The following is a 17,892-nucleotide window of genomic DNA, read 5'->3' on the forward strand; positions in this document are numbered from 1 at the left end:
GTAAAGACCCTGGAAACCGGCGCGTTGATGCGGTGCGCTACGCGGTGTTCCAGGCCGCCATTGTTCCCTGGCGATCCTGTCGGATCGTGACTGACAGCGTGATCGGGTGTTGGTGGGCATGATCGCGAAGCATTGCGAGCCTTCGAACGCCACGTCCGGCCAACCAAAGCCACAACGCTCCAAAATACGGGACGTAGTGGCCGGTGATGACATTATGACATCACCCATTTTCACCGGCAACAAGAATAATGGCACATGGCCATTTCTTTTGGTTGCACAGTGAAAGGGGTATCGGACGGATCGAGGAAGTCTTTAATATCAATATGCTACTACTGTGACGTGGTTCCGATTTCGTTGGCGGACGCCAGCATGACCCTTGCGCCGCACACCTACTCCCAAGGCGGCCCATCGACGAAGTGCGATTCGATCCAGGCCTTGAATGCCAGGACGGTCGCTGCCGGAAACTTCGAAGAGGGTCGTATCAGGTAGATCCCGCCCACTGAGTCCAATCGCCAGTCGGGCAGTATCTGAACCAGGTCGCCGGACGCCAGCTGGCGGCTCATCAGCCATTCGCCCGCACCCAGAATGCCCGTGCCGGCCATTGCGGCGCTGAGCAGGGTTTCGCTGTCGTTGGATGTCAGGGTGCCTTGCGTGGTCACGCTTTCCTGACGGTCTGCGCGGTGCAGCTTCCATTCCGGAAACGAGGCCAGCCCGCTGAAACGCAGGCAGTTGTGCCTGACCAGATCTGCAGGCATCAGCGGCATGCCGCAGCGTTCCACGTAGGCAGGGGATGCACAGAGAATGCGGCGATGGTCGCAGAGCTTGTTGGCAATCAGTCGGCTGTCTTCCAACTCGCCGATGCGCAGGGCCAGGTCATAGCCTTGCTCGATGATGTCGACGACGTGCTCGCTGTAGTCGGCAACGATCGACACACCGGGGTGTGCGCTCAAGAACTCGGGCAGCAACGGGGCCACCCACAGGCGCCCCATGGCCGCTGGCAGCGCCAGGCGCAGGACACCGCGCACCTGAGAAACGCCTGACGTGGCCTGCTGCTCGGCTTCGACGATCTGGCTCAGGGCTGCGCGCAGGCGCTGTTCCAGCTTGGCGCCGACTTCGGTAATCCGGACCTGGCGAGTGGAGCGCTCCATGAGGCGCACGCCCAGCCGCTTTTCCATGGCGGCCAGACGCTTGGAGATCACCGTAGGGTGACGCTGGAGCAAGCGACCGGCAGCAACGAACGAGCCTTGGCTGGCCACGGCCAGGAAGGCGGCGATCTCGTCGCTGTGCTGACTGTCGAGCAGGTCCGGGGTCATGGGGCGAGAATGATCGCTCCGGCGGACTGACCCGATTCGAGCGCCTCATGGGCGCGAGCCGCTTCGGTCAAGGGATAGGTCTTCCAGATCCGCGGGGTGATGATGCCCGCCTCGACCGCCGCCAGCACGTCGGCTGCGCGCTCCTGGTATTCGGCTGTGGACGCGGTGTGCGCAACGATGGAAGGTCGGGTCAGGAACAGCGACCCCTTGCCGTTGAGGGTCGACAGCTCGACCGCGCCGGGCGCACCCGACGATGCGCCGAACGACACCATCAGGCCGCGCGGACGCAGGCTGTCCAGCGACGCTTCGAAGGAGATACGGCCAATCGGGTCGTAGACCACATCGACCTTGCGCCCCTGGGTGAGCTTGGCCACGTCCGCGGCGAGCGTGGCCGCATCGAATACCAGCACCTCGTCGCAGCCCACCGCCTTTGCCCGCTCGACGCTCTCGGGTTTGGACACCACACCGATGACGTACGCCCCCAGATGTTTGGCCCACTGCCCCATGATCTGGCCCAGGCCGCCGGCGACGCCGTACAGCAGCATCGTCGTACCGGGGCCTACCGGGTAGGTGGATTTCAACAGGTACTGTGCAGTGATGCCTTTGAACAACACGGCCGCGGCCTGCTCGAAGCTGACCCCGGCCGGCAGCTTCACCAGCCGTTCGGCCGGATAGAGCCTTTGCGCCGCATAGCCGCCCAAGGGCCCGGTGGCATAGGCGACGCGATCGCCTGGCTGCACGTTGGTCACCCCTGGCCCCACCGAGATCACGGTGCCCGCGCCTTCCAGGCCCAAGCCGGACGGCAGCGGTACCTTGACCGCACCATTGCGCTGGGTGACATCCAGGTAGTTCACGCCCACGGCCGCCTGCTGCAGCCACGCCTGCCCTTCGCCCGGCGCCTGCTCGACCACGGTGTCTTCCCACAGCACGGAGGAATCACCGGGTTGATTGAAACGGATCACTGCGGCCATGTCGTTCTCCAGTCGGTCAATAGTGCCGACGAGTATGGAAACGCGCCCAACGTTACACAAGACGGTGAATCTGCAGTATATACCTGCACTGGGTGCAGCAATGATCAGATGACGATTGATGTGTTGTGCTCGGACCGATTGCCTGTCGTTGCGGGTTTGTTTACCGTTCAGGCCACTGGTCGACACTCGGTGCATCGCTCACAGGGACACGTCATGGCTGTAGTTGCAGACAAAGGCACGACTTCCATAGGCCTGGTGCACGAAGCCCTGCACGGTGCAATGCAGCGCGGATTCGACATCCAGCCGGTGCTGCGAGACGCGGGCATCGACCCAGGGTTGCTCGATGCGCCCCAGGCCAGAGTCTCCGCAGTCGCGTTTTCTCGACTCTGGATTGCGCTGGCCAATGCGCTGGACGACGAGTTTTTCGCCATCGACAGCCATCCGCTGCGCAGAGGCAGCTTTCGGCTCATGTGCCACGTGGCCCTGGGCTGCCACTCGCTGGAGCAGGCGCTGCGGCGGATCCTGATGTTTCTGCGCAGCGCCCTGGACGACGTCTACGGCGAGCTGACGTACGAAGACGACTCGGCGGTGCTGGTCATTCACGACCACGGCGTGGAAAGACGCCTGTTCAGCTATGGCACCTGGCTGATCCTGGTGCACGGACTGCTCTGCTGGCTGGGCGGCCGGCGCTTGCCTATCCAAAGCATCGGCTTCCGGCCGGCGCAACCTTTGGACGACAGCGACTACCGCCTGCGCTTTTGCGAGTCGCTGGTGTTCGGTGTCGCCCAGACCACCGTCCGGTTCGATCGCAGCCTCCTCGCCCTCAAGGTTGTGCAGACACCCGCAACCCTCACACCCTTCCTGGAGGAGTCGCCCGGCAATTTGCTGGTCAAGTATCGGAACGATGAAAGCACGGGAGCGAAGGTTCGTCAGAAGCTGCGCGGTGTGGATCCGGAGGACTGGCCCGAGTTCGACAGGTTGGCAAAATCGCTGAGCACGTCGAGTTCGACGCTACAACGACGGTTGCACATCGAAGGCTTGAGCTACCAGCGGCTGAAAGACGATCTTCGTCGGGACATGGCCATCCATCTGCTGGGCCGTGAAGAGCTGACGGTCGTGGAAGTTGCACTGCAAACCGGTTTTCAGGATGCCAGTGCCTTCCATCGCGCGTTCAAGAAGTGGACGGGCGTCAGTCCCGGTTGCTATCGCCGCAACGAAGCCGATGAAACGTAGGCCTCACTGCTCCCCCTTCTGAAAGATTCACGATCCGTCCCTTTCCTGTCCCCGCCCCGGACTGTCCAAACACCCCAATCAGAACGACGACTTTGGACATGGGCGTAGCCCATGCCGGCGCCTACGATAGCCGAACTCCAGCCATGGCCGCTGCCCATGGCCTGGTCGGCGGAACACCTGTGCACTTCAAAACAAGAATAAAACCGAAGGAGACACGCTATGCAACCCGTGAACGTTTTCGCGCTGGCAAAGGATTCAAGGTTCAACCGCTTCCATGGCCTGATCCTGTTCTGGTGCGTGCTCATCCTGATCATCGACGGCTATGACCTCGCCGTTGTGGGTGCGGCGCTGCCGGCCATCATGAAAGACATGAACATCGAGGCCACCAGTGCCGGCATCATGGCCGGCTCGGCGCTGTTCGGCACCATGCTCGGCGCGATCTTTCTCGGCACGCTGGCCGATCGCATCGGTCGGCCGAAAATGACGGCCATCTGCGTTGCGCTGTTCAGTCTGTTCACTGCGGGTGCCGGGCTGACCAACGACCCCATCAGCTTCAGCGTCATGCGTTTCATCGCAGGGCTGGGCATTGGCGGCGTGCTGCCGATCTGCACCGCGCAAATGGGCGAGTTTTCGCCGTTGAAACTGCGCACCCGCCTGGTAACGCTGGTATTCGCCGGTTATTCCGTGGGTGGCATCCTGGTCGCCCTTACCGCAAAACAGCTGATCGAAAGTCACGGCTGGCAATGGGTGTTCTACGTCGCGGGCCTGCCCGTGATCCTGATCCCGTTCATTCTCAAGAGCATGCCTGACTCCATCGGCTACATGCTCAAACAGGGCCAGCAGGACGCACTCAGGGAGGTGGCGCGAAAGCTCGATCCCGGCAACATGATTCCCGACGATGCGGTGATGGCCGGCAACCCGGAGATCCTCGATAAACAGGATTCCCCGGTGCGCAACCTGTTCGCCGACGGCCGCGGTTTCAGCACGGTCATGATCTGGGCGGCATTCATGACCGGGTTGTTCATGGTCTACGCGCTGAACTCCTGGCTGACCAAGCTGATGGCCATGGCGGGTTTCAGCCTGGGTTCGGCGCTGAATTTCGTGATCGTGTTCAATGTCGGTGCCATCGTCGGCGCGCTGGGCGGTGGCTGGCTGGGCGACAGGTTCAACATCAAGCGTGTGCTGGTGTGCTTCTACATCGTCGGCGCCCTGGCGCTGGTCATGCTTGCCTACACCCGCTCGCCGGGCCTGCTCTACGCCGTGGTGTTCACGGTCGGCGCATCGACCTTGGGTACGCAACTGCTGGCCTACGCCTACGCCGGCGATTTCTACCCTTCGACCATCAGGGCCACCGGCGTCGGCTTTGCATCGGGCGTGGGCCGCATAGGCGCCATCGTGGCCCCGGTACTGATCGGTTGGTTGATCTCGATGCACTTGCCGCTGGAGCAGAACTTCATGGCCATCGCCCTTGCCGGGCTGATCGGTGCGGCGGCGGTTTCGCTGATCAATCAGTCCCTCGCCGATTCTTCCCAGGCACGCTCGACCCGCCGCGCGCCATCGGCCACCGACAGTGCGGCCTTGAATCCTGCAACCTCCAAATCCACCTGACTGGGGGCACTTATGAATCGACTGTCTCAACCGCCGTCAAGCCCCGCCCTGGTTGTGGAGGCTGTGGACTGGGCGATCAGGTCTCGGCGCAGCATCAGGGCTTTTCTTCCCGACCCCGTGGCCCAGGAAGACGTGGAAAGCATCCTCGATGTCGCCCGGTTCTGCGCGACGGGGGTGAACATGCAGCCTTGGCGTGTGCACGTGGTCACTGGCGACGCCAAACGGCAGCTGTCCAACGCCATAGCGGATATAGACAACGATCCCGCCCATGCCAACCAGCTGCTCGACCCCTACGAGTACTACCCCAGAGAGTGGGTGACGCCCTATGCGGACAGGAAAAAGAAAGTCGGCTGGGAGCTGTACGGGCTGCTGGGCATCGCCAAGGGCGACAAGCAGCGCATGCATGAGCAGCACGGCCGCAACTACCGGTTCTTCGATGCGCCGGTAGGCCTGCTGTTCACCATCGACCGCGTGCTCCAGCAAGGAAGCCTGCTGGACTACGGCATGTTCCTGCAGAGCGTGATGGTGGCTGCCAGGGCTCGCGGGTTGCACACGTGCCCCCAGGCCGCCTTTCTGAAGTATCACCACGTCATCGCCGAAGTCCTTGGCATTCCCGACGAGCAAATGCTGGTCTGCGGCATGAGCCTGGGCTATGCGGACGCTTCCAGCGTCGAGAACGAGCTGGTCACGGAGCGCGAACCGGTCAGTGCATTCACCACCTTTCATCACAATAACAAAGAGACTCGCCCATGAAGCCTGCAGCCCTCAACGAGTGCCTCGACAAGACCCCGGCCAATCACCTCCCCCTGACCCCGTTGGGGTTTCTGGAAAGGGCTGCGTTGGCCCATCCAACACGGGCTGCGGTGGTGTATGGACCCATCACTCGGACTTGGGCGCAGACGCGCGAGCGCTGCCTGCGACTGGCCAGTGCTCTGGTCGCTCGAGGATTGGGCGCTGGCGATACCGTCTCCATTCTGTGCCCGAATACGCCGGCCATGCTCGAAGCGCATTTCGGCATCCCGTTATCAGGCGCAGTGCTCAACACCATCAACTGCCGGCTCGATGCCGAAGGCGTGGCGTTCATTCTCAGGCATGCCGAGTCCAAGGCCATTCTGGTGGATCGCGAATACGCAAGCCTGGTTGCGGCGGCGCTCGAGCGGCTGGATCAGGCGCTGATCGTGATCGATATCGACGACCCCTTCGCGCCGTTGGGGCCATCGATCGGCGTGGTGGGTTATGAAGAGCTGCTCGCCAACGGCGATCCGGACTTCGCCGGCGTCTGGCCTGTCGATGAATGGCACCCTATCGCCCTGAACTACACCTCCGGTACCACGGGCGATCCCAAGGGGGTCGTCACCAGCCACCGCGCGACCTATCTGATGAGCCTGCTGCAGATGACCAACTGGCCGCTGCCGCGTGCGCCGCGCTACCTGTGGACGCTGCCGATGTTCCACGCCAACGGTTGGTGTTTTACCTGGGCGATCACCGCAGCGGCGGGCACTCATGTGTGCATGCGCAAGGTCAGTGCCGAGGCCGTGTTCGATGCCATCGATACCCACGGAGTGGACCATTTCTGCGCCGCACCCGTGGTCATGGCGATGATTGCCGATGCGCGTGATCGCGAGGTGTTGCGGTCACCTGTGCGCGTGCTCACGGCCGGCTCCCCCCCACCGGCTTCGGTGCTCAGCGCCGTGGTTGCACTGGGCTTCGACGTGGATCACGTCTATGGCATCACCGAGGTATCCGGGACCCCGGTGAGCTGCGTGTGGCAAGACGGCTGGGACGCGCTGACGGACAGCGAGCAGCGCGCCTTCCGGGTTCGCCAAGGCACGCGAGCGGCAACGTTCGAAGGGATGATGGTGGCGGATCCGGACACCTTGATCGCGGTGCCGCACGATGGTGTCACCACCGGCGAACTGTTGCTGCGCGGCAATACCGTGATGATGGGATACCTGAAGAACGCGTCGGCCACCGGCAAGGCCTTCGCAGGTGGATGGTTTCATACCGGGGACATCGCGGTGGTGCATGAAGGTGGCTACGTGCAAATCACCGATCGTTCCAAGGATGTCATCATCTCAGGCGGCGAGAACATCTCCTCGATCGAAGTCGAGGATGTCATCCACTGCCATCCCAGCGTCCTGCACGCGGCTGTCGTGGCCCAGCCCGACGACAAATGGGGTGAGGTACCGTGCGCCTTCATCGAACTCAAGGCCGGTGTCGCGGCGCCCACCGGTGCCGAGCTGATCGCGTTCTGCCAAACGCGACTGGCCAGGTTCAAATGCCCGCGACAGGTCATCTTCACGGAGCTGCCGAAGACGGCCACCGGCAAAATCCAGAAATTCGTGCTGCGCGAGCGTGCAGGCAGCAAGGCTGCCATCTCGAGGCTCGCGTCCGGAGGGTGAAGCCGTTTGCGAAGGTCCGTTCGATGCGTAGGGGCAGTGTTCAACCCATCCTGAGCATTGCCTCCCTGTTACCCATCAGTTGGACCCTGCCCGGTTTGAGTGCAGGATTCCCATTTTGGAGCACACTATTGCGCGCTCAAAAGCGCACCAACAGAAAATATTCAGTGAAAACATCCAGTTACTGACAGCGGCCTGATTATTGCTTCGTTTGAGACGTTGCGCCCCACGCGACATCTGTTTCCTCCAGCGGCCCTCATGCCCTGGGCGACCCGGCCCCAACGATGCGGCTGCGGTCACAAGCGAAACGCTCGACACCCGTTCAGCCGACAGCGTCGTCGGTACGTGAGATCAGGCCCTACCCCCCTCGCCTGCATCTCATCCAGCCCCCACTCCATTCCTGTTTCCCGGTGCTTGCACGGGCAGCCCCTTCGGCTGTGCGCAAACCGGCAGGCGATGGCACGCAGGGCTGGTTCCAGGAGCACTGAGCATGGCTATCAATCGTCGTACCTTCCTGCGTTCGTCCGCCATTTCCGCTGCCGCACTGTCGGCGCTGAGCTTCAAGAGCCTGTCGGCCTTCGCCGCCGACGACGCCATCAAGATCGCCTCGCTGTACGACAGCTCGGGTGGCCTGGACATCTATGGCAAGCCGATCGTGGACGCGCTGACATTCGCCACCGAGGAACTCAATGCCCAGGGCGGCCTGCTCGGTCGGCCGTTGAACCTGATCAAGTACGACACCCAGTCCAACATGCAGCTGTACGCGCAGTACGCCCAGCAGGCGGCGCTCAAGGATCGCGCTGCCGTGGTGCACGCGGGCATCACTTCGGCGTCACGCGAAGTGGTACGGCCGGTACTGGACCGCTACAAGACGCTGTACTTCTACGACAACCAGTACGAAGGCGGCGTGTGCGATCGCAACTTCTTCGGCACCGGCGTGACGCCGGGGCAGACCGTGGAGAAGCTGGTGTCCCACGTGACCCAGAAGTGGGGCAAGAAGGTCTACATCGTGGCGGCGGACTATAACTACGGGCAGATCGTCACCGCCTGGGTGAAGAAGTACGTCGAGCAGGCCGGCGGGTCGAGCGTGGGTATCGAGTTCTTCCCGCTGGACGTGACCAACTTCGGCGCGACCATTTCGAAGATCCAGGAAGCCAAGCCGGACTTCGTCTGGTCGGCCCTGGTCGGCGGCGCGCACATGTCGTTCTACCGCCAGTGGAAGGCCGCCGGCATGACCGGCAAGCTGCCGATCGCCTCGACCACCTTCGCCGGTGGCAACGAGCACATCGTGCTCTCGCCCGAAGAGTGCAACGGCATCCTGATCTGCCAGAACTACGTGCAGGAACTGCAGACCCCGCTCAACACGGCGTTCGTCGAACGCTTCCACCAGCGCTTCGGCGCCGACTACCCGTACATCACCGAACTGGCCATGGGCGCCTACCAGGGCATGATGCTGTGGGCCGAGGGCGTGCGCCAGGCCGGTTCGATCGAACGCATGGCGGTCATCGAAGCGCTGGAGAAAGGCATCAGCCTGGACCTGCCCAGCGGCAAGGTCAGCATCGACCCGGCCACCCACCACTGCATTCTGGACGTGCACATCGCCGAGGTGCGCGATCGCCGCCTCGAGGTGGTTGAAAGCTTCGCCCAGCAGGCCCCTTCGGACACCGCCGCGGTTTGCGACCTGATCAAGAACCCCCGTGATGCCAAGCAATACAGCATCGCGCTGTAAGGAGACGGACATGGATTGGGCTGCGATTTTTTCCCTGCAGATAGTCGGCGCCATCGCCACGCTGGTGCTGCTCAGCATCGGCCTGGCGGTGGTGTTCGGCATGATGAAGATCATCAACCTGGCGCACGGCGAGTTCATGATGCTCGGCGGTTACGTGGCCGTCCTGGCCACCCACCATTGGCACGTGCCGATCTGGATCTCGATCCTGGTGCTGGCGCCGCTCACCGTGGGCCTGTTCGGCATGCTGGTCGAGCGCCTGCTGATACGCCACCTCTACGGCCGCATGATCGACACCATGCTGGCCACCTGGGGCCTGAGCCTGGGGCTGACCGGTGCGGCGACCATGCTGTTCGGCAACACCACGGTGGGCATCAGTTCACCGTTGCCGGGCATTACCCTGGGCGCCTATCAAACCAGTGGCTACGGACTGTTCGTGATTGCCGTGGCCGTGGCGGTCCTGCTGGGCCTGTGGGCGCTGCTGCGCTTCACCCAGTTTGGCCTGTGCGCGCGGGCGACCATGCAGAACGCCAAGATGGCCGCCGCCCTGGGCGCCAACCCCGGGCGCATCTACAGCCTTACCTTTGGCCTGGGTGCGGCCTTGGCCGGGCTCGGCGGCGCGGTCCTCGCGCCACTCACCGGGGTGATCCCGACGCTGGGCGCCAGCTACATCGCCAAGGCCTTCATCACCGTGATCGGCGGCGGCAGCGCGGTCATCACCGGCACGCTGAGTGCGGCCGGCGCGTTCGGCGTCATCAGCCAAGTGGTGACCTTCTTCAGTACCCCGGTGTTCGGTGAAGTGGCCCTGCTGCTGGCCGCCATCGTGCTGATCCGCGTGTTGCCCCAAGGCATCACCGGTCGTTTCTTTCGGAGGGCGTTCTGATGCCTGTCGCATTTCGTGATCTGCTGCCGGTGCTGGGCTGTGTGCTCGCGGCCGTGCTGGTCGGCGTTCTACCGCAGTGGCTGGACCTGTTCACCCTGCTCTCGCTGACCATCTACCTGGTCATGGCCTTGCTGGCGCTGAGCCTGGCATTCATCTGGGGCTTTGGCGGCATCCTGTGTTTCGGCCAGGCCGCGTTCTTCGGCCTGGGTGCCTATGCCTATGCCATCGGCGTGCTGAACATCGGCGACAGCACCTGGCCGGTGCTGCTGGCTATTGCCGTACCTGCACTGTTCGCCGCGGCCATGGGCTACTTCATGTTCTATGGCGGCATCAGTGATGTGTACCTGGGCGTGATCACCTTGGCGGTGACGTTGATTCTGTTCAACGTGATGAACTCCACCTCGGGCAGCGAATACCACATCGGCAGCGCGCTGCTGGGTGGTTTCAATGGCATTCCGGCGATCCCGACGCTCAACGTGCCGTTCGATCCGCAGCGCGTGCTGGAACCTGAAACCCTGTTCCAGGTGATCGGCGGCGCCTTGATTCTCTGCTACCTGGGCCTGCGCGGGCTGCTCGCCAGCCGCTTCGGCAAGGTGGTAGTGGCCATCCGCGAAAACGAGCAGCGTGCCGGGCTGCTGGGCTACGACACGCGCCTGCACAAGCTGATCGTGTTCAGCCTGGGCGGCGGCATTGCCGGGCTGGCCGGATGCCTGTTCGCCAACTGGGGTGCGTTCGTCAGCCCGGGCGTGTTTGGCCTGGCACAGTCGGCGCAGATCATCATCTGGGTCATCGTCGGCGGCCGCGGCACCTTGTTCGGGCCGATCCTGGCGTGCATCGGCCTGCAGGCACTGATGGCGCGACTGGGTGAACAGCAAACGGTCGACAGCGGCCTGGTGCTGGGCGCGATTCTGCTGACCTTCGTCATGCTGCTGCCGCGCGGCCTGCTGCCAAGCCTGGGGGCTTTGGCCTCGCGCCTCTTCAAGCGCCGCCCGGCGCCCAGCCCTGTCGTGCCACCGGAGAGCGTCGTATGAGCGTGCTACTGCAAACCCAGGGCCTGGGCGTCAGTTTCGGGGGTGTTCACGCCGTCAAGGCAGTGGACTTCACCCTTCACAGCGGTGAGCTGCGCTGCCTCATCGGCCCCAACGGTGCGGGTAAAAGCACCTTTTTCAAACTGCTCAGTGGGCAGTTGAAGCCGACCCACGGCACCTGCCACTTTCAGGCCAGGCGCATCAGCGGCCTGCCCCCGCACCGCATCGCCCGCATGGGTATCGGCATCAAGACCCAGACGCCCAGCGTGTTCGACGGCCTGGATGTATTCGAGAACCTGCGGCTGGCCGCCAGCCGTACGCAGAGCGCCGATCAGGCCCGGCAAAGCGCCGAACACACCCTGCAGCGCATCGACCTGGCCGAGCACCGTCATCGTCTGGTCGGCGACCTGGCCCACGGTCAGCGTCAATGGGTCGAGCTGGGCATGATTCTGGCCTCGCGGCCGACGTTGGTGCTGCTGGACGAGCCGGCCGCCGGCATGACCTATCAGGAAGTGCGCAAGACCGCCGAGCTGATCAAGGAGATCAATGCGCACAGCACCGTGGTGGTGGTCGAGCACGACATGGAGTTCATTCGCCTGATCGCCGGCACGGTCACCGTGTTCAACCAGGGGGCAATCCTCGCCCAGGGCAGCTTTGCCGAGGTGACCCAAGACCCGTTGGTGCGCGAAGCCTATCTGGGCAAACAGGAGATCAAACATGCTTGAAGTCAACGGATTGTGTTCCGGCTACGGGCGCGTGCCGGTGTTGCGCGACATCGGTCTGCGCAGCGCCACCGACAGCTGCATCGGCGTGCTCGGCCGCAACGGCATGGGCAAGACCACCCTGCTGCGCGCGCTGATCGGCGAATTGCCGGCGCTGTCAGGCAGCGTGCGGTTCGCCGGCCAGGACCTGAGCCGCGCCGACGCCAGCCAGCGGGCACGGGCCGGTATCGGCTACGTGCCCCAGGGCCGGCAGATTTTCCCCTTTCTCACTGTTGGCGAAAACCTGCGCATGGGCTGCGTGAAGAATTTCACCGAGGCCAGCGCCACCATCGAACGGATCCTGGCGTATTTTCCGCGTCTGCAACGGCTGCTGGAGCAACCGGGTGGCGCGTTGTCCGGCGGCGAACAACAGCTGCTTGCCCTGGCTCGCTGCCTGTGCGGCAACCCGAAGTTGATTCTGCTCGATGAACCGACCGAGGGCATCCAGCCCTCCATCTGCGACGAGATCATCGAAACCCTGCAGCGCCTGCGTCGCGAACAGGGCCTGGGGATCATTCTGGTGGAGCAGGACATCGACTTCCTGACGGCGCTGGCCGACCGCATCCTGATCATCGAGAACGGTCGACTGGTCGATGAAGTCGACCCTGCCAGCACCACCACCGAAGCGCTTGCCGAGCGTTTCATGGGCTTTCATTCTTAAGGATTCATCGTCATGTCCATTCAACGTCCAACCCAGGTCGAGCTTGCCGAAACCGGCAACCAACTGGGCCTGCATCTGCCAGCGCCGTTACTGGCGCAGTATGCCGACATTCTCGAAGCGGTCTGGCAGGACTATGACCGTCTGGATCAGCTGCAACCGGTCAGCCTGCCGCAGCGGTATCCCAGGAATGCCGGGCAGATTCCCGCGCCGGCGCAGAACCCCTACAACGCCTGGTACGTGCGTACCGACCTGCACGGCGCTGCCGAAGGCACCCTGAGCGGCAAGCGCATTGCCCTCAAGGACAACATCTGCCTGGCCGGTGTGCCCATGATGAATGGTTCGTCGACCCTGCAGGGTTACGTGCCCGATGTCGACGCCACCGTGGCCACGCGCGTGCTGGACGCCGGCGGCAGCATTCTGGGCAAGGCCCATTGCGAGTTTTTCTGCGTCTCGGGCAGCAGCCACACCAACGCCACCGGCGCAGTGCACAACCCGCGCAACCCAGGGCATTCGACCGGGGGGTCGTCGTCGGGGTGCGCCGCGCTGATCGTCGCCGGTGAAGTGGACCTGGCCATCGGCACCGATCAAGGCGGCTCGGTGCGCATTCCAGCAGCCTACTCGGGCATCTACGGCATGAAGCCGACCCACGGATTGGTGCCCTACACCGGCATCATGCCCATCGAAATGACCCTGGACCACGCTGGCGTCATGAGCGCCACGGTGGCCGACAACGCACTGATGCTCGAGGTGCTGGCCGGCGCCGACGGCCTGGATCCGCGCCAGGATCGGCAGATGCCAGTACAGGCCTATACCCAGGCCTTGGGAGCAGGTGTTGCGGGCCTGCGCATCGGCGTAGTCAGCGAGGGCTTCGGCCACGCCAATTCCGAAGCCGATGTCGACGCCGCCGTGCGCCGCGCCGCCGGTCTGTTCGCCGAATGGGGCGCCCTGGTGGAAGAGGTTTCCATCCCCCTGCATGCAGTGGGCCATGCCATCTGGACACCGATTGCCGTGGAGGGCACCACGCAGCTGCTGCGCGGCTACAATTACGGTTCCAATTGGAAGGGCTTGTACGTGGAGAGCCTGATGCGCGCGCAACAAGACTGGCAACAGCAGGCCGACGCCTTCCCTCACGATCTGAAAACCTGCCTGCTGGCAGGCCACTATGCCCATCAGCGATTCGCCGGCCAGTACTATGCCAAGGCGCAGAACGCCGCACGCCAGCTGCGCGCCGCCTACGACGAGCAGTTGGCCCGCTACGATCTGCTGCTGATGCCGACCGTGCCGCTCAAGGCGCCCAAGCTTCCCGCAGCCGATGCCACGCCCGCAACCTGGGTTACCCGTGCCCTGGAAATGAACGCCAACACCGCACCGTTCGATGTGACCGGCCATCCGGCCATGTCGATTCCCTGCGGGCTGGCGCAAGGGTTGCCGGTGGGTTTGATGCTGATCGCCCGCGATTACCATGAGGCGACCCTTTACCAGGCTGCGCATCACTTCGAACAGCATATCGATTGGGAAAGCCTGACCTCATGAGCGGCGAAGACTACAAGGTAGGCCTGCTGTTTTCCCGGGCCAGCCTGACGGCGGCGTCGGAAACCGCCCAGGCCAACGCCACGCACTTGGCCATCGCCGAAATCAATGACAGCGGCGGCCTCGACGGCCGGCGCCTGCTGGCCATCGACGGCGACCCCGGCGCCGATCCGAACGACTACCGCGACAGTGCGCTGCAGCTGTGCGACCAGCATCAGGTGCAGGTGCTGTTCGGCACGCACATGTCGAGCACGCGCAAGGTCGTTCTGCCGGTGGTCGAAAGCCGTCGTCGATTGCTGTTCTACCCAACCCTGTACGAAGGTTTCGAATACTCGCCGTACTGCTTCTATACCGGCTCGGCACCCAACCAGAACTCGCTGCAGCTGGCCCGCTACGTGCTGGAAACCCATGGCGGGCGGGTGCTGTTCGTCGGGGGCTCGTATGTCTACCCCTACGAATCGAACCGCATCATGCGCGAGCTGTTCGAACAGGCCGGCGGCGAGGTCGTCGACGAGATCTACCTGCCCTTCCACGCCACCGCCGAAGATTTCGACCGGGTCATGCAGCGGGTGCGCGAAACCGCTCCCGACGCCATCTACTCGACCATCGTCGGCAGCGACATTCCGTCGCTGCACCGCGCCTATCGCCAGGCGGGGTTCGATCCTGCGGTCGTGCCCATCGTCAGCCTGGCCACCAACGAGGTCGACGTGCAAGCCATGAGCGACGAGGAAGCCGAAGGCCACATCTCCGCCGCGCCCTGGTTCTCGACCTTGCAGACGCCGGCCAGCCAGGCGTTCGTGGCACGCTACCGTGCGCGCTTCGGCGAACACGCCGCGATTACCTCGGGTGCCGAAGCGGCCTACTTTCAGGTTCACCTGTTCGCGCAAGCCGCGCGCCGCGCGTCCGATGACTCAGTGCAGGCCCTGCGCGAAGCACTGGCCGGGGCAAGCTTCGAGGCGCCTCAAGGCACCGTGCAGATCGACGCCCAGACCCAGCACACCTGGCTGTGGCCGCGCATCGCCCGGCTCGACCAGCGACGGCGATTCCAGCTGGTGCTGGAGAGCGCCGAAGCCGTGCAGCCGAGCCCCTATATGGTCGACTACCAGATGGACGTGCAGCCATGACCTGCCGGAGGCCGAGATGACCAGCGCGCCGTCCCTGCTGCGCGAACTCAAGGGCCTGCGCGTACTGGTGATTCACCCACAGGACGGTGAGGCACGCATCGTGCTCGACCAACTGCAGCGCATCGGCTGCATCGTCGAACAACGCTGGCCGGTGCCCACCACGCTGCCCGAAGCGGTCGACGTGGTGCTGCTGGCCGTGGAACTGAGCCAGCGGTTGAACACGCAAACCTTGGTGGAAGGCCTGAGCGAGCAGGCGCCGCCAATCATCGCCGTGGTCGGTTACGAGAACCCGTCGATGCTGCAACTGGTGCTGGAGACGCAACCGGCGGCGGTCATCGAGCGGCCCCTGCGGCCCTTCGGCCTGCTGACCCAGTTGCTGATGGCGCGGGCCGCCTGGCGGGCGCGCATCGACATGCTCGCCGAGTTGCGCAAGCTGCAAAGCCGGCAACCGGCCGTGTCGAAAATCTCCATGGCCAAGGCGCTGTTGATGGCGCGCCATCGCCTGGGCGAGAACGATGCCCATCGGCGCCTGCAACGCGAAGCCATGACGCGCCGCACCAGCATGGAGGCCATCGCCCAGCAGATCATCGATGCCGACCAACCTGCCGAACCCGAACAGCCGCTGCCCTAGCCCTGCGCTGAACCAGCGCCCCCAACCACAAGAATACGAGGTCACCCCATGCAAGGATTCACCTTCAGCAGCACTGCCCACCTCATCTGCGCCACCGGCAGCGCCGCCGGGCTGGCCGAACAGTGCGCCAATCGTGGCGCCCGGCGTGTATTGCTGGTCACCGACGCCGGCATCCTCAAGCACGGCCTGCTCGACAGCGTGCTGCCGGGCTTCGCCACTGCGGGCATCGAACTGGCGGTGTACAGCGACGTGCTCGCCGATCCGGCAGAGGCCCTGGTGCTGGCAGCCACCGAGCAGGCCCGGGGCATGCAAGCCGACCTGATCGTCGGCTTCGGCGGCGGCAGCTCCATGGACACCGCCAAACTGGTCGCCTACCTGGCACACCCTGGGCAGCGGCAGAGCCTGAGCGACATCTACGGCGTGAACCAGGCCACCGGCCCGCGTTTGCCATTGATTCAGGTACCCACCACCGCGGGCACGGGTTCGGAAGTCACGCCCATCTCCATCGTCACCACGGCCACCGGCAAGTCCGGCGTGGTGGCGAACCAGCTGTTGCCGGACCTGGCAATTCTCGACGCGCAATTGACCATCGGCCTGCCCGCCCCGGTCACCGCTGCCACCGGCATCGACGCCATGGTGCATGCCATCGAGGCCTACACCAGCAAGCACCGCAAGAACCCGCTCTCCGACCTGCTGGCGCGCGAAGCCTTGCGCCTGTTGGCGGCGAACCTGGAACGCGCGGTCAATAAACCGCAGGACCTGGAAGCCCGCCAGGCGATGTTGCTGGGTGCCTGCCTGGCCGGCCAGGCCTTCGCCAACGCACCCGTCGCGGCCGTGCACGCCCTGGCCTACCCACTGGGCGTCAGCTTCCACCTGCCCCACGGCCTGTCCAATGCGCTGGTACTGCAGCAAGTGCTGCGCTTCAACCTGCCGGCCGCCCAAGGCCTGTACGCCGAGCTGGCGCCCTTGGTGCTGGGCGAGCGCCTGCAACCGGGCGATGCGGCGCAGCAGTTCATCGACGAACTGCTCAGGCTTCATGTGGCCACCGGTCTGCCGCTGCGCCTGGGTGATGCCGGAGTGACCCGCGAGAGCCTGCCGGAACTGGCTCGCAGCGCAATGCTGCAACAGCGCCTGCTGGTCAACAACCCGCGCGAAGTCAGCGAGGCCGATGCGCTGGCGATCTATACCGCGGCGTTCTAGGTCGCGGCCGAACACCGCGCCTCCTGTGCTGCACGGCAGACAGCCCCATACCAAGGGGCTGTCTGCCTGCGAGCAACCCATCGCATCAACTCCATCAATGTTTACTATCGTGAAAGTCCGCTTTCTTTTCGCGGTGCCAGACGTTTATATGCGCGACTTATAGCAACTGTCTCGCTTTGGAGCTTCACGTGTACGCCCGCCCTGATTTGAAATACTCGCTTCTGTTCGCTTTGGCCAAATGTTCGATTGCTGGCTTGTCGTTTGCCATGGTGTGGTTGGACATCGCAGTCTTTCATACCGATATCCTTGAAATATCGTTTACCGAGATCACCCAGGAGCTCATGCTCGCGCTGTGCGCCCTGTTGTTCTGGAGCGCACCGGGACCGGCCCGCAAAGGCGGCTTCGAATACCTCGCCGCAGGATTTTTCGCCTGCTTGCTGACCCGTGAACTGGACGGCCTGTTCGACCCCATCAGCCACAGTGCGTGGCTGTGGCCGTTCCTGGCTATCGCTGCAGTCGCCATAGGCAGGGCGGCAAGTGCCAGGCACAGACGGCAAACCCTGCAGTCCCTGGGCGCTTTCCTGCGCACGCCAACGTTTGCCGCGCTGGCCACGGGCTTCGCGGTGCTGATCTTTTCCAGGATCTTCGGCATGGGTGCGTTCTGGCACCAGGTCATGGGTGACGGCTACCAGCGCCTGGCGAAAACCACGGCCGAAGAAGGTGTGGAGTTGCTGGCATATGGCATCTGGCTGTGCGCCAGCTTCGAGTATTGGGTCAAATGCCGGCTTGGCGAAAGCTGGAGTCCTCAAACCGCAACGTCTTGA

Annotated in this window: 16 protein-coding genes; 14 read left to right on the forward strand and 2 right to left on the reverse strand. The window is 63.8% G+C overall.

From position 1 onward, the window contains the following. Nucleotides 1–389: 389 nt before the first annotated feature. Nucleotides 390–1,313 (reverse strand): LysR family transcriptional regulator, encoded by a 924-nt coding sequence (locus IFT80_RS17755; protein ID WP_192137981.1) that lies wholly within the window; start codon nt 1,311–1,313, stop codon nt 390–392. Continuing rightward, on the reverse strand, nt 1,310–2,284 hold the full coding sequence (locus tag IFT80_RS17760) for a quinone oxidoreductase family protein (RefSeq protein ID WP_185794427.1): 975 nt from the start codon (nt 2,282–2,284) through the stop codon (nt 1,310–1,312). The genes IFT80_RS17755 and IFT80_RS17760 overlap by 4 nt, the downstream gene beginning before the upstream one ends. 213 nt (nt 2,285–2,497) lie before the next feature. On the opposite strand from IFT80_RS17760, the gene IFT80_RS17765 reads away from it, so the two are divergent. The 14 genes from IFT80_RS17765 to IFT80_RS17830 all read left to right on the forward strand — a co-directional run bounded on the left by IFT80_RS17765 (nt 2,498) and on the right by IFT80_RS17830 (nt 17,892). Next, the gene (locus IFT80_RS17765) at nt 2,498–3,517 is read left to right on the forward strand and encodes an AraC family transcriptional regulator (protein ID WP_192137982.1); all 1,020 of its coding nucleotides are present in this window, start codon (nt 2,498–2,500) and stop codon (nt 3,515–3,517) included. A 219-nt stretch (nt 3,518–3,736) separates the two neighbouring features. Then, complete coding sequence (locus tag IFT80_RS17770; protein ID WP_122476145.1) at nt 3,737–5,125, forward strand: MFS transporter; 1,389 nt, start codon at nt 3,737–3,739, stop codon at nt 5,123–5,125. 12 nt (nt 5,126–5,137) lie between these two features. Then, nucleotides 5,138–5,878 carry a nitroreductase gene (locus IFT80_RS17775; protein WP_122476147.1) on the forward strand — a complete coding sequence of 247 codons (741 nt, stop codon included), beginning with the start codon at nt 5,138–5,140 and terminating at the stop codon, nt 5,876–5,878. Continuing rightward, nucleotides 5,875–7,527, forward strand: coding sequence for an AMP-binding protein (locus IFT80_RS17780; RefSeq protein WP_185794424.1), 1,653 nt, complete (start codon nt 5,875–5,877; stop codon nt 7,525–7,527). The genes IFT80_RS17775 and IFT80_RS17780 overlap by 4 nt, the downstream gene beginning before the upstream one ends. Nucleotides 7,528–8,014: 487 nt before the next feature. Beyond that, on the forward strand, nt 8,015–9,253 hold the full coding sequence (locus IFT80_RS17785; RefSeq protein ID WP_192137983.1) for an urea ABC transporter substrate-binding protein: 1,239 nt from the start codon (nt 8,015–8,017) through the stop codon (nt 9,251–9,253). A 10-nt stretch (nt 9,254–9,263) separates the two neighbouring features. Continuing rightward, nucleotides 9,264–10,133 carry an ABC transporter permease subunit gene (locus IFT80_RS17790; protein ID WP_185794423.1) on the forward strand — a complete coding sequence of 290 codons (870 nt, stop codon included), beginning with the start codon at nt 9,264–9,266 and terminating at the stop codon, nt 10,131–10,133. After that, nucleotides 10,133–11,164 (forward strand): ABC transporter permease subunit, encoded by a 1,032-nt coding sequence (locus tag IFT80_RS17795; protein WP_192058061.1) that lies wholly within the window; start codon nt 10,133–10,135, stop codon nt 11,162–11,164. The genes IFT80_RS17790 and IFT80_RS17795 overlap by 1 nt, the downstream gene beginning before the upstream one ends. Continuing rightward, on the forward strand, nt 11,161–11,886 hold the full coding sequence (locus IFT80_RS17800; protein ID WP_122476155.1) for an ATP-binding cassette domain-containing protein: 726 nt from the start codon (nt 11,161–11,163) through the stop codon (nt 11,884–11,886). Before IFT80_RS17795 ends, IFT80_RS17800 begins: the two co-directional genes overlap by 4 nt. Beyond that, nucleotides 11,879–12,583: an ABC transporter ATP-binding protein gene (locus IFT80_RS17805; protein WP_192053076.1), complete on the forward strand. Its 705-nt coding sequence runs from the start codon at nt 11,879–11,881 to the stop codon at nt 12,581–12,583. Before IFT80_RS17800 ends, IFT80_RS17805 begins: the two co-directional genes overlap by 8 nt. Nucleotides 12,584–12,595: 12 nt before the next feature. Next, a complete protein-coding gene (locus IFT80_RS17810; protein WP_192053074.1) occupies nt 12,596–14,116 on the forward strand; it encodes an amidase in 1,521 nt (506 codons plus the stop codon). Then, nucleotides 14,113–15,237, forward strand: a complete 1,125-nt coding sequence (locus IFT80_RS17815; RefSeq protein ID WP_192137984.1) for a transporter substrate-binding domain-containing protein — start codon at nt 14,113–14,115, stop codon at nt 15,235–15,237. The genes IFT80_RS17810 and IFT80_RS17815 overlap by 4 nt, the downstream gene beginning before the upstream one ends. 16 nt (nt 15,238–15,253) lie before the next feature. Further along, nucleotides 15,254–15,868, forward strand: a complete 615-nt coding sequence (locus tag IFT80_RS17820; protein WP_122476163.1) for an ANTAR domain-containing response regulator — start codon at nt 15,254–15,256, stop codon at nt 15,866–15,868. Nucleotides 15,869–15,916: 48 nt separating this feature from the next. Continuing rightward, on the forward strand, nt 15,917–17,068 hold the full coding sequence (locus IFT80_RS17825) for an iron-containing alcohol dehydrogenase (RefSeq protein WP_192137985.1): 1,152 nt from the start codon (nt 15,917–15,919) through the stop codon (nt 17,066–17,068). 188 nt (nt 17,069–17,256) lie between these two features. Further along, nucleotides 17,257–17,892 carry a hypothetical protein gene (locus IFT80_RS17830; protein WP_122713836.1) on the forward strand — a complete coding sequence of 212 codons (636 nt, stop codon included), beginning with the start codon at nt 17,257–17,259 and terminating at the stop codon, nt 17,890–17,892.

Origin of the sequence: Pseudomonas sp. CFBP 8771, from assembly GCF_014841695.1 — a bacterium.
Taxonomy (GTDB): Bacteria; Pseudomonadota; Gammaproteobacteria; order Pseudomonadales; family Pseudomonadaceae; genus Aquipseudomonas; species Aquipseudomonas baltica.

Coding starts and splice junctions, on each gene's coding strand:
- IFT80_RS17755 (WP_192137981.1), bottom strand. CDS start 1,313: ATGACCCCGGACCTGCTCGACAGTCAGCACAGCGACGAGATCGCCGCC.
- IFT80_RS17760 (WP_185794427.1), bottom strand. CDS start 2,284: ATGGCCGCAGTGATCCGTTTCAATCAACCCGGTGATTCCTCCGTGCTG.
- IFT80_RS17765 (WP_192137982.1), top strand. CDS start 2,498: ATGGCTGTAGTTGCAGACAAAGGCACGACTTCCATAGGCCTGGTGCAC.
- IFT80_RS17770 (WP_122476145.1), top strand. CDS start 3,737: ATGCAACCCGTGAACGTTTTCGCGCTGGCAAAGGATTCAAGGTTCAAC.
- IFT80_RS17775 (WP_122476147.1), top strand. CDS start 5,138: ATGAATCGACTGTCTCAACCGCCGTCAAGCCCCGCCCTGGTTGTGGAG.
- IFT80_RS17780 (WP_185794424.1), top strand. CDS start 5,875: ATGAAGCCTGCAGCCCTCAACGAGTGCCTCGACAAGACCCCGGCCAAT.
- IFT80_RS17785 (WP_192137983.1), top strand. CDS start 8,015: ATGGCTATCAATCGTCGTACCTTCCTGCGTTCGTCCGCCATTTCCGCT.
- IFT80_RS17790 (WP_185794423.1), top strand. CDS start 9,264: ATGGATTGGGCTGCGATTTTTTCCCTGCAGATAGTCGGCGCCATCGCC.
- IFT80_RS17795 (WP_192058061.1), top strand. CDS start 10,133: ATGCCTGTCGCATTTCGTGATCTGCTGCCGGTGCTGGGCTGTGTGCTC.
- IFT80_RS17800 (WP_122476155.1), top strand. CDS start 11,161: ATGAGCGTGCTACTGCAAACCCAGGGCCTGGGCGTCAGTTTCGGGGGT.
- IFT80_RS17805 (WP_192053076.1), top strand. CDS start 11,879: ATGCTTGAAGTCAACGGATTGTGTTCCGGCTACGGGCGCGTGCCGGTG.
- IFT80_RS17810 (WP_192053074.1), top strand. CDS start 12,596: ATGTCCATTCAACGTCCAACCCAGGTCGAGCTTGCCGAAACCGGCAAC.
- IFT80_RS17815 (WP_192137984.1), top strand. CDS start 14,113: ATGAGCGGCGAAGACTACAAGGTAGGCCTGCTGTTTTCCCGGGCCAGC.
- IFT80_RS17820 (WP_122476163.1), top strand. CDS start 15,254: ATGACCAGCGCGCCGTCCCTGCTGCGCGAACTCAAGGGCCTGCGCGTA.
- IFT80_RS17825 (WP_192137985.1), top strand. CDS start 15,917: ATGCAAGGATTCACCTTCAGCAGCACTGCCCACCTCATCTGCGCCACC.